The following is a 10454-nucleotide window of genomic DNA, read 5'->3' on the forward strand; positions in this document are numbered from 1 at the left end:
CCGACCCGAAGCCGTACGTCTGGACAAAGACCGCAGACGAGATCCTCGAACGCCTCGCCGGATATCTGAAGCGAATTCCAGACTCAGGACACTAGCAGACGGGCAACAACGAACGTATCCATACGCGCGTGATCCGCTGGTTTGCGGTCCAGCAGTGCCCGTACCGCCTCCTTGTCCCCGATGGATCGCAACACCTGCAGGAGGTTTGTGACGCCTCCTGGCTCGCTGATGTCCACCGCGGCTTCCGGTCGGCGGCTCAGCAGCTCTCGTACTGCCTCATGCGCTTCTGCGCGTTGAAGCTCGACGAGCACGTCGGCGACTGGGGATCCCGAATTCAGCTCCATCTGACCGGCGATCCACAAAGCGGCGCGTTGTGATGGGTCGAGGTTGTGCCGGCTGACCACCCGGACGAAATTCGCCGGCCGTGGGTGTCCGCTGAGGAAGGCCTTCCGGTGGAGGGCCGCGGACACCTTGAACAGGCCCCGCTTTTCGGCTGCCCCCGCGAGACTGTTCAGGTCGTCGGGGTCGGAGGCATGGGCGACCAGGGAATCCCAGAGGCTCGCCGGGCCGAGCTGATCTTCTCTGCAGTGACGCGTCTGCTGATCGAGATAGTCGGCAGGCACGTAGGCCTGTGGGCTCCCGGATCGGCTGACGTGGCTGGTCAGCGCGGTGAGGGTGTGGAAGATGTCGGACCGGTTGTGCGGGTCGCCGCCGCGGTATCCGCGGGTGATGTCGGCGAGCGCCGTTGTGGCCCAGTCCGGGTCGCTCGGGCGCTGACGCGCGCTGAGGTAGCCGTCGGCCGCCGCGGCCAGGAGCTCTGCGGAAATGGGCTGAGCATGACCGAGGCGTCGGGCGTCCAGAGCCGCAGTGATCAGGGCATGCTCAACCGGGCTGAACAGTGTCTCGTCGCGGTAGGCGGCGAGCAGCTCGGGTCCCCCACTCAGGTACTGAATCACTCTGCCGTCATCCGGGATGCCGGCTTCCAGCGCTGCGGCCACTCGCGCATCTGAGCATCCCGTGGCTGCGCCGTCGGCAAGCGTCCTCAGTTCCTCGCACTGCTCAGCGGTCAGTGCATCGGGAACGTTGAGGCAGACCGTGCTCGCCCCCGTGAGAAGGTCACGGATCGGCTCGTTGCCGCTGACGCGCCCCTGGGCCGTCAGGTCGGTGTAGTACGGGCTGCGCCACATGGCGCCGAGGACGACGATGCCCCTGACTCGGCTGAGAAGGCGAGTGAGGCGCTTGGCGTTGTCGACCCCGCTCTCGCCGTGGAAGTAGCGCTGCGTTTCGTTGAGCCAGAGCACCGTGCCCGGCGTCACCGCATCAGCGGCCAGAAGCTGATGAAGGTCCTTGGCGTCTGCAGGATGCTGCAGTGGCTGGTCCCCGGCGCACTCACAGGCCGCTTCGTAGAGGGAACGGGTCTTCCCGGTGGTGGATTCGCCAAGGAGGAGGGCTAGTACGGAGGGCCCACCCCCCACTGCACCGGCCACGAGCGCCCGCAGCCGAAGGTCGTGCGCCCGCACCAGATACGGGGTGAGGAGCGGGCGCTGCTCCACGGCGCGGCCGCCGTCGCGGACGCTGTCGGGGAGAACAGCGCGGTGGACGCCAAGAGCCAGTGGTCCTGCCGCACGCACCGTCGGTGCAGGCGGCGGGCCGTGCCCACCTTTGGCCGCATTCAGCCAGTCCGGCCAGCGTTGCTCGTCGAGCAGGCCGTCAGGTAGCTGCCGCGGAGGTCGGCCTTCAGCCACCAACCGGGCGTCAATCCGGCGTGCCGCCTCAATCAGCACCCGTACCAGCTGTCGCAGGGCGAGGTCCGCGGGCCGGTTCCTGGCGGTTACCCAGGCACTGATCTGCCCGTTCGTGATCTTGACCGGCTCCCGGCCCATCACCACCGACCGGCCGCTCGCAACCCGGGCCGCGTCCGTCTGCGACAAGCCGGAGGCCCTCAGCAGGACCTTCAGCCGTGCCCCAAAGGCCTGCTGCGAGTCGCCATCGCGATCCACCCCACCCATGCAGCCAAATCCCCCAATGGTTCTGGCGGCCGCTCCCGATCTGGACCGGAAACCAAAATGTATCGCCCCGACCAGGCCCTCTTTCGGCGGAACGAGTCGGCGGCGGGAAGCGACGCTTGAGTACGGCCCATGGTGACTCCTGTCAGATCACCCGCTCACCAGGAGAGGCAGCTTCATGGACCTCACTACCCTCCTCGCCGCCATCGGCGGCCTGGTTCTTCTGCTCGGCGCCATCGCCCGGTTGCCGACTGCCGCAGCCGAGGTCGTCCGGGCGTGCATCCCACTGCTCAAGGCCGTCGCTGAACTCCGAGCGGCCGCCCGGCGCGCCTTCCGCTCCGTCCCCTCGCCCGGCATGGGACCCCTTCCTGCGCCACATACTGTCGTCTCCGCGAGCTCGAAGGATGAGGACTCACCGCCTCATGGGGCCAACCAGCCCATCGAAGCCTGACGCCACAACCGGGCGCCTGCCCCGGCAAGCCTCACCCCGCGCACCCATGACGCGGTATCCGCCACCACTGATCCAGCACAGCCGACCGGCCCGGCCGGGCGCAGCTGAGCCAGTAGTCCCCGGCCACCAACAGCCACGGCCCTCTACGATGACGGTCCGGCACCCGCGGGTGCCGGACCGTCATCGTAGAGGGCGGGTCAGACCCCGGTGGCGGCCGCGTCCTGGCGGGCATGAACGTCAACATCTGGGACGTCACCGACCCGATCCGCGACCTGATCGTCTCCAAGCGCGTGGTGGACCCCGACCGCCTGGCCGACCCGAACGTCCCCCTCGGCGAGGTCTGAGACACGGCAAGAGCCCTGGCCGACGAGCAGCCAACCAGGGCCCCGTCCGTTCACCGCCGAGGGATGCACACGGACGGGGCCGGTTCGGTGGTCAGGGCTCCATCCGGCAGGCGTACACACCCTCGGCGAGCAGGGAGAAACCGTGCCGTTCCCAGGCCCGGCGAAGCTTCTCCATCGCCTCCTCGTCCGGCCGCCGGACTGATGTCGACGACGGTGGCCAGGTGGAGCCAGCCCTCGTCGGTGGGGATGGAGGCGATGTCGCCGCGAGTTCGATCCGGGTGGCGATGGTGCCGCGCCAGCCCTCGGCGAGGCCGCTGCCGCTGCTTGGCCGGTGATTGCCGTACGGAGGCGGCCGGTCCGCAGTGGCGCCGAGGGGCAACCTGTCGGCGAGGCGCTCGGCCAGGGCTGGTGAGGTCTGTGCTTCCTGGGCGCGGATGCGGAAGCGGGCGAGGACGTCTCCGCCGGGCAGGACGTGGGTGGTGAGGGCCTCGCCGTGGTCGTGGTCGGGGTGGGCGTGGCGGGCGTCGGTGGGCAGGCTGCTGGCGCGGGCGACGGGGCCGAGGCAGCCCAGGCCCCGTGCGGCGTCGTGGGTGAGGACGGCGGTGTCACCGCTGATCGATGATCATGCCCGGCAGGCTATCGGCAGGGCGGCCTCAGGTGGTCGTCCGCAGATCGTCCAGCAGTTCGGCCTGGCCGGTGATGACGTCGCTGAGGATGCCCCGGGCGACCGTGAGGAGTTCGGCGACCTCGGGGGTGGTGAGGCGGTAGTAGACCGTGGAGCCCTCGCGGCGGGAGGAGACGAGCCGGGCACGGCGCAGCACGGCGAGTTGCTGGGACAGGTGGGCGGCCTCCACGCCGACCTCGGGGAGCATCTCGGCGACGGCGTGCTCTCGCTGGCTCAGCAGTTCCAGGACCCGGATCCGCACGGGGTGGCCGAGCGTCTTGAAGAACTCGGCCTTCAGCTGGTACAGCGGGACGCTGATCACCGGAGGCGGGGTGGGGGCTTCGGCGTTCACGTCGTCACCGTCTCCATCAGCGCTCGAAAGCGGACCTCTATCTGGTTCGACTTTAGCAATTGCGCAGTTCATGGGATCGACAAGGGTGGCCCGACCGGGCTTCGCGGGTGGGGCTGCGGAGGTCAACCGGCGGCATCGACGATCGCCGCCTCGCCTTCCTGGCTCCAGCCGAACAAGCCGGACAGGTCGATCACCAGCGGGCCCGTGCAGCGTGCGCGGGCCCAGTCAAACGCACCGTGGAACCGGCGCACCACCCGTTCGCCGAGGTACCCCGTGAGCCGAAGGCACCGACGCCGTCCATCTCTTCAAGCTCCCACTGCATGCCCACCGCCGCCCTCCCGTCGGAGACACCACACCGAAAGGGCGGCGGTGAGCTCAAGGACAGCCCCGCCGACCAGCAGGGGGGAGCGGAAGCCCGGGCCATCGGCGGTGGTGCCGCACACCTGGCGCGGTGCAGCACGACCCGTCCGGCGCCAGGTACGGAGCGGACGACACCACGGCGCTTCGGCCCGGTGAGATACGCACTCCGGCTCCCCTTCGCTGTCCTCGCAGTTGCGAATCTTAGCAAATGATAAAGTCGTTGCACAGGAGGCCCCCGGAAGCGCCTCCTGCGGTGGGGCCGCCCAGGAACCGACGCCGGGGCGGCCCCACCTCTGCGGCGGAAGCCACCCGGCGGCGCGTACTGCGACACGGCCCGGCCGGAATCGAGTTCCTCGCCGGCATCCCAGGCACGGTCGGCGCTATCCCCATCCAGAACGTCAGCGCCTACGGCGAAGAGGTCGCAAATACCGTCACCGAGGTCGTCGCCTACGACCGCATGGCCCGCAGGTTCCGTGTGCGGTGGCTTTGGCCGGTCCCAGGGAGGTGGCGACGTCCGCGAGGCCGAGTCGGCGTTCGCCGCCGGCGAGCAGGCGCAGAATGGCGGTCGCGCGGGTCAGTGACCGGATGGGGCGGGACACAGGACGTCCGCTCGACGCTCGTTCGGCGACGGGGTCCAGTGGCGGTTGCCGAGGGCGAAGAGCAGGAGGACGGAGCCGGCGAACAGGTGGGTGCCGAGAATGTGGATCCCGGCGCGGATCAGGATGGCCTTGCGCCGGCTCTTCTCCTCCGAGGCGGCGTCGCCATGGCCGCTACTCCTGGGGTCGGGTGGTGGGGCCGTCGTGGCGGGGCCCGGGGCGGATGTGCAGGCGCTCGCCGGTGACGGCAGCTCGGGTGAGCCGTTCGCGCAGGGTGGTCAGGTCGACGACGTCGGGGGCCGTCGGGGCGCCGTGATCGTCGTAGGGGGTGATCTCGAAGCGCAAGGGCGTCCTTCCGGGTCAGGGTGTGGGCTTGGCGGGCAGGGGCAGTTGAACGCGCACGGTCTTGCCCGCGCTCAGGGTGGAGGGGGCGATGGCGAGGTGGCCGCCGAAGTCGTAGACGAGTTCGGCGATCACCTGCAGGCCGCCACCGGCCGACACCCCCGGCACGCGGGGGTGCTGGTCGGCCACCAGGACTTCGAGGTAGCTGTCGCCCAGGCTCACGGTCAGCCCGAGCTGGGGTGAGCGCTCGGCGGCGTGGCGCACGCAGTTGGTCACCAGCTCGGTGACGATCAGCAAAGCGGCGTCCAGGACGACGGCTCCGCGCGGCAGGCCCCACGTAGTGAAGTGCACCTGTGCGGTGTGCCGGGCCAGCGGAATCGAGGACGGGAGCGTCGGAAGGGACAGCGTGAGATGCCGCCCGGAGGCGATGGGCGGGTCCTCGCGGGCGGGCGGAACGTCGTCCCGTTCGCGCCGGTTCCGGCGTCCCCAGCGGCGCTTCACCGCCGGGGCTCGCTGAGTGCGGTCATCGGTCGGCTCCGTTTCACGCCGTGGCGACGGCCAGGACGCCGGCGGTGTGCAGTCGGGTGCGGGCGTGGGCGATGGCGTCGGGGGTGTGGGCGAAGACCCGGCCCGCCGCCTGCAGATCGTCCAGGACGCCGAGCGCGTCCAGGGTGCGCCGGTGGCCGGGCTTGACGCCGGAGACCAGGACCAGGATGCCGTGCTGCTCCAGCTTGCCGATCGCGTCGCCGAGGACGAGGGCGCCGGTGGAGTCGATGGCGGTGACCCGGGACAGGCGCAGGATGACGACCTTGACGTCGGCGGTCTCGGCGAGCTGGAGGAGGAAGCGGTGGGCGGCGGCGAAGAACACCGGGCCGTCTATCCGGTAGGCGACGATGTGCTCGGCGAGCAGTGCCTGCTCCTCCTCGTGGTGGTCGGCGGGCGGCAGGCCGTCGTGCAGGGGCACCTGCTGGAGCCTCGCGGACTGTGCGACCTGGCGCAGGGCCAGGATCCCGGCGACGGCCAGGCCGACGATGACGGCGGTGACCAGGTCGAAGGCGAGGGTGGCGGCGGCGGTGAGGACCAGGATGGCGGCCTCGCCGCGTCCGCTGCGGGCCAGCGCCCGCAGCGAGGCGACCTCGACCATCCGGACCGCGGTGGCGATCAGCACACCGGCGAGCGCGGCCAGCGGGATGTCCCGCACGAGGGGTGCGGCGGCGAAGACGACTACGGCGAGCACGGCTGCGTGGACCAGGGCGGCAAGCCGGGAGGCGGCGCCGGAGCGGACATTGACGGCGGTGCGGGCGATCGCGCCGGTGGCGGCCACGCCGCCGAACAGCGGGGCGACCAGGTTGGCCACTCCCTGACCGAACAACTCCCGGTCGCTGTCGTGGCGTTCGGAGACGCTCATCGCGTCGGCGGCGGTCGCCGACATCAGCGACTCCAGCGCCGCCAGCGCCGCGACCGCGAAGGCGGCGGTGAGCAGATGCGGAACGGCGCCGAGGTCCAGGAACCCCAGGGACGGCAGCGGCAGTCCAGCCGGAAGGTGACCGATGGTCGCCACGTCCAGGTGGGCGAAGCGGGCCGCCAGGGTCGCGGCGACGACGGCGATCAGCGAGAACGGGATGCCGGGGCGCCACCGGGCACCGGCCAGCATCACGGCGGCGACGCCGAGCGCCACCGCGATCGCCGCCGGGTGCGGGTGACGGGCGAAGTCGGCGACGGCCTGGGCCGCCACGACCGCGACGTTCTCGGCGTCACCCTTCGTGACGCCGAGGGCGGCGGGCACCTGCTGGAGCCCGATCACCCCGGCGATGCCGAGGGTGAAGCCCTCCACCACCGGGGCGGGGACGTAGGCCATGAAGCGGCCGGCCCGGCCGAGGGCGAGAGCGATCAGGAGCACGCCGGCGATCAGGCCGACGGTGAGTACGCCGGAGGTGCCGTACTGGTGCACGATCGGGACCAGGACGACGGTCATGGCCCCGGTCGGGCCGGTGACCTGGACGTTGGAGCCGCCGAACATCGCGGCCAGCGCCCCGGCGACCACAGCGGTGGCCAGCCCGGCCTCGGCACCGGCGCCGGAAGCGACGCCGAATCCCAGCGCGAGCGGCAGGGCCACGATCGCCACCGTCAGGCCGGCCAGCAGGTCCTTGCGCGGCGAGCGCCCCATGGTGGCGAGGATCGCGCGGTTCGGCAGGACGGCCCGGACCCGTCCGGCGGCCCGGTCTCCGAGGGTGGTCCGCGTGGCGCTCACGCGGTCTTCTCCACTGCGTCCGGCAGGTCGGCCGAGCGCAGCTCGGCGAGCAGCGTCCCCTGGTCGGTGATCATCTCGGTGAGGATGCGGCGCGCTGCCCACAGCAGCTCGGCGACGTCCGGCGTGCTCAGCGCGTAGACCACCGTGTTGCCCTCGCGGGTGGCGGTGACCAGGTTGCTGCGGCGCAGGACGCCGAGCTGCTGGGAGAGGCTGGACGGCTCGATCTCAATCGAGGCGAGCAACTCGCGCACCGGGCGCGAACCGTCTTGGAGCAGTTCCAGCACGCGGATGCGCGCCGGGTGGCCGAGCGTACGGAAGAACTCCGCCTTGGCCTGGTACAGCGGGACGGCCATGCTCAGTCTTCTTCCTCTTCCTCGGCGGTGCGCTCGACCTCGATGCCGTGGTGGGCGGCGATCCGCAGGAGCTGCGTGATGCGTCCGGCGTACGCCTGCGCGCCGTCCTCGTCGCCGGCCGCCCGAGCGCTTGCCCGCTGCCGGCGGGCCTCGGCGAGCTGCTCACGAAGCTCCTGGTCGAAAACGTCGCTCATGCGCCCCTCCTCGCCGCGGGCGCTGCCGCGCGGCCACACCCCTGCCGGATACAAGGCAGCATCATCTATGAAATTGAAGAATTCTTCAAGTTGCGACCATGGCAGATCGACATGCGCCCGGCTTGAGGCGGTAATGATCAACAGTGGTCATCCGGCACCACCGACACACCGGGACCGTTGTGCCGCCCTCTTGTGACCAATGGCCCACAGACCAGGCTCGGCGACGAGGAGCAGGCTGGCGTCCGCGCCCCGTCCGAGGGGTCCGATCCCGGTCGGCGATTCGCCGCGGGGCCGCCCGGTCGGACGGACACACAGGGCTTCGGCGCAGCAGACCTGAGGAGTTTTCGATGGCACAGGCGTATCTGGTCGGCGGCGGCATCGCCGCCCTTTCCGCGGCGGCTTTCCTCATCCGGGACGGGGGATTCGACGGGAGCGACATCCACGTCTTCGAGGCGCAGGACGAGATCGGCGGGAGCCTCGACGCGGGCGGCACCCCGGAGACCGGGTACACGATGCGCGGCGGGCGGATGTTCGAGGCGCAGTTCCGCTGCACGTACGACCTGCTGTCCGGCATCCCGTCGCTGGACGACCCGTCGAAGTCGGCCACCCAGGACATCCTCGATTCCCACGAGGAGTCGCCGTGGGACGACGCGGCCCGCCTGGTCCGCAAGGGCGGTGCGATCGTGGACGGGCACGCCATGGGCTTCTCCGAGCGCCACCGCCTGGAACTGGTGAAGTGCCTGGCCACGCCCGAGCGGCTGCTGGACGGCAAGCGGATCACCGACTGCTTCGACGAGCGCTTCTTCACCACCGACTTCTGGTACATGTGGTGCACCACCTTCGCCTTCGAACCCTGGCACAGCGCGATCGAGTTCCGCCGCTACCTCAAGCGCTTCGTCCACCTGTTCCCGGAGTTCCAGACGATGTCCGGGATCCACCGGACCCGGTACAACCAGTACGACTCGATCGTGCGCCCGCTCACCGCGTGGCTGCTGGAGCAGGGTGTGCGCATCCACACCGGCCACCGGGTCGCCGACCTGGCCTTCCGGACCGGTCCGGGCATCAAAGGCACCACCGTCGAGCGCATCGCCTTCGCCGGCCCGCACGCCGACCTCGACGTCGCCCCCGAGGACCTGGTGTTCGTCACCAACGGCTCGATGACCGCCGACTCCACCCTCGGCACGCACACCACCGCCCCCGAGGGCCCGCACACCAACCGCAGCCCCGAATCCTTCCTGCTGTGGCACCGCATCGCCCGCGGCCGCGAGGACTTCGGCCACCCGTCGGTCTTCGACCACAGCATCAACGACTCCACCTGGGAGTCCTTCACCGTCACCGCCGACGACCCGGCGTTCCTCGACTGGATGGAGAGGTTCACCGGCCGCGCCACCGGCCGCGGCGGCCTGCTCACCCTCACCGACTCCCCCTGGTTGCTCACCCTCGTGGTCAACCGCCAGCCGGTCTACCAGCAGCAGCCCGACGGCGTCTCGGTCTGGTGGGGCTACGGCCTCTTCCCCGACAGGCCGGGCGACTTCGTCAAGAAGCCGATGCGCGAGTGCACCGGCGCGGAGATCCTCCAGGAGGTCCTCGGACACCTCGCGGTGGACGCCCCCACCGCGGAGCTGGTCGCCGGGACGTCCACCGTCATCCCGTGCCTGATGCCGTACATCACCAGCCAGTTCCTGGTCCGCAGCCACGGTGACCGGCCGCAGGTGGTGCCGGAGGGCTCCACCAACCTCGCCTTCATCGGCCAGTACGCCGAGGTCCCGGACGACGTCGTCTTCACCGTCGAGTACTCCGTGCGCACCGCGTGGACCGCCGTCGCGAAGCTGCTCGACCTGGAGAAGCGGCCCCCGGCCGTCCACAAGGGCCACCACGACCCGCACGTCCTGGCCCAGGCCCTGCACACCATGCACCGCACCTGACAGCGGGGGACTGTCAGGATTCCCTCCGGCTCTGTCGCATGCTCGACGACCACGAAGTGGTTCGCCGGGGAGTGCGTGACCCGCTGAGACCGGGCCGCGCCGGGTCGCCGGCGTTGACGGAGCGGAACACCCCTTCGGCTTTGCGGGGCACCGGGCTACCGCGGCCTGTCCCAGGGACCATCGGCCCCAGGGGCAGGCCACGGCTGGCTGTCATGGTGATCCGGCCTTCACACCCGGCGGCAGCCGACCGGGACGGAAGACGACGGGAGCGCCCGCGACACGCCCACGACGTGGAGGAGAACAGGGATGGACAGCCCGACAAAGCCCCCCGGAAGCGGCTCGACCACAGGACACGACGCGACGAGCGGGCATGCCGTCGAGGTCCAGGGGCTGTGCGTCTCCCGCGGAGGCCGAGTGGTGCTTCACGGACTGAACCTGCACGTGGCGCGCGGCTCGGTCACCGGCCTGCTGGGACCGAGCGGATGCGGCAAGACCACACTGCTGCGCACCATCGTGGGTGTTCAGAAGACCGAGGCCGGCGTGGTCCGGGTCCTCGCGGGAACGGCCGCGGCCCGGACCTCGACCGGTGCCGGCCGCGGCCCCCCCCCGGCGGGTG

General features: G+C 70.8%; 12 protein-coding genes and 2 pseudogenes. 3 read left to right on the plus strand and 11 right to left on the minus strand.

Annotation, left to right across the window (positions count from 1 at the left end; all coding sequences use genetic code 11):
• Positions 1-83 precede the first annotated feature (83 nt).
• From ACFVHB_RS39235 to ACFVHB_RS39250, 4 genes are all read right to left on the minus strand, one after another.
• Positions 84-2009, minus strand: a complete 1926-nt coding sequence (locus ACFVHB_RS39235; protein ID WP_380332620.1) for a hypothetical protein — start codon at positions 2007-2009, stop codon at positions 84-86.
• 883 nt (positions 2010-2892) lie between these two features.
• Positions 2893-3417 (minus strand): hypothetical protein, encoded by a 525-nt coding sequence (locus ACFVHB_RS39240; protein WP_380332641.1) that lies wholly within the window; start codon positions 3415-3417, stop codon positions 2893-2895.
• Positions 3418-3454: 37 nt separating this feature from the next.
• Positions 3455-3784, minus strand: coding sequence for an ArsR/SmtB family transcription factor (locus ACFVHB_RS39245; RefSeq protein ID WP_380332644.1), 330 nt, complete (start codon positions 3782-3784; stop codon positions 3455-3457).
• Positions 3785-3939: 155 nt separating this feature from the next.
• Positions 3940-4071 (minus strand): hypothetical protein, encoded by a 132-nt coding sequence (locus tag ACFVHB_RS39250; protein ID WP_380332623.1) that lies wholly within the window; start codon positions 4069-4071, stop codon positions 3940-3942.
• Between the two features lie 437 nt (positions 4072-4508).
• Here ACFVHB_RS39250 and ACFVHB_RS39255 point away from each other — a divergent pair.
• Positions 4509-4643, plus strand: a pseudogene (locus tag ACFVHB_RS39255) (UDP-N-acetylenolpyruvoylglucosamine reductase); the annotation flags it as partial.
• Positions 4644-4647: 4 nt separating this feature from the next.
• On the opposite strand, the pseudogene ACFVHB_RS39260 reads toward ACFVHB_RS39255, so the two are convergent.
• The 7 genes and pseudogenes from ACFVHB_RS39260 to ACFVHB_RS39290 form a co-directional block, all read right to left on the minus strand.
• A pseudogene (locus ACFVHB_RS39260) lies at positions 4648-4776 on the minus strand (helix-turn-helix domain-containing protein); the annotation flags it as partial.
• Positions 4752-5024 (minus strand): DUF6126 family protein, encoded by a 273-nt coding sequence (locus ACFVHB_RS39265; RefSeq protein WP_380332647.1) that lies wholly within the window; start codon positions 5022-5024, stop codon positions 4752-4754. The pseudogene ACFVHB_RS39260 and the gene ACFVHB_RS39265, both read right to left, overlap by 25 nt.
• On the minus strand, positions 4948-5118 hold the full coding sequence (locus ACFVHB_RS39270; RefSeq protein WP_380332626.1) for a hypothetical protein: 171 nt from the start codon (positions 5116-5118) through the stop codon (positions 4948-4950). Before ACFVHB_RS39270 ends, ACFVHB_RS39265 begins: the two co-directional genes overlap by 77 nt.
• A gap of 15 nt (positions 5119-5133) precedes the next feature.
• Positions 5134-5466, minus strand: a complete 333-nt coding sequence (locus ACFVHB_RS39275; protein ID WP_380332629.1) for an ATP-binding protein — start codon at positions 5464-5466, stop codon at positions 5134-5136.
• 190 nt (positions 5467-5656) lie between these two features.
• On the minus strand, positions 5657-7282 hold the full coding sequence (locus tag ACFVHB_RS39280; protein ID WP_380332650.1) for a SulP family inorganic anion transporter: 1626 nt from the start codon (positions 7280-7282) through the stop codon (positions 5657-5659).
• Positions 7283-7362: 80 nt separating this feature from the next.
• A complete protein-coding gene (locus ACFVHB_RS39285) occupies positions 7363-7719 on the minus strand; it encodes an ArsR/SmtB family transcription factor (protein WP_380332632.1) in 357 nt (118 codons plus the stop codon).
• Between the two features lie 2 nt (positions 7720-7721).
• Positions 7722-8054, minus strand: a complete 333-nt coding sequence (locus tag ACFVHB_RS39290) for a hypothetical protein (protein ID WP_380332635.1) — start codon at positions 8052-8054, stop codon at positions 7722-7724.
• A 137-nt stretch (positions 8055-8191) separates the two neighbouring features.
• Between ACFVHB_RS39290 and ACFVHB_RS39295 the strand changes: the two genes are divergently transcribed.
• A complete protein-coding gene (locus ACFVHB_RS39295; protein ID WP_380332653.1) occupies positions 8192-9838 on the plus strand; it encodes an oleate hydratase in 1647 nt (548 codons plus the stop codon).
• 414 nt (positions 9839-10252) lie between these two features.
• On the plus strand, positions 10253-10454 hold a 202-nt coding region (locus ACFVHB_RS39300), incomplete at its 3' end, for an ATP-binding cassette domain-containing protein (protein ID WP_380332638.1).

This window comes from Kitasatospora sp. NPDC127111 (assembly GCF_042677465.1).
Classification (GTDB): domain Bacteria; phylum Actinomycetota; class Actinomycetes; order Streptomycetales; family Streptomycetaceae; genus Kitasatospora.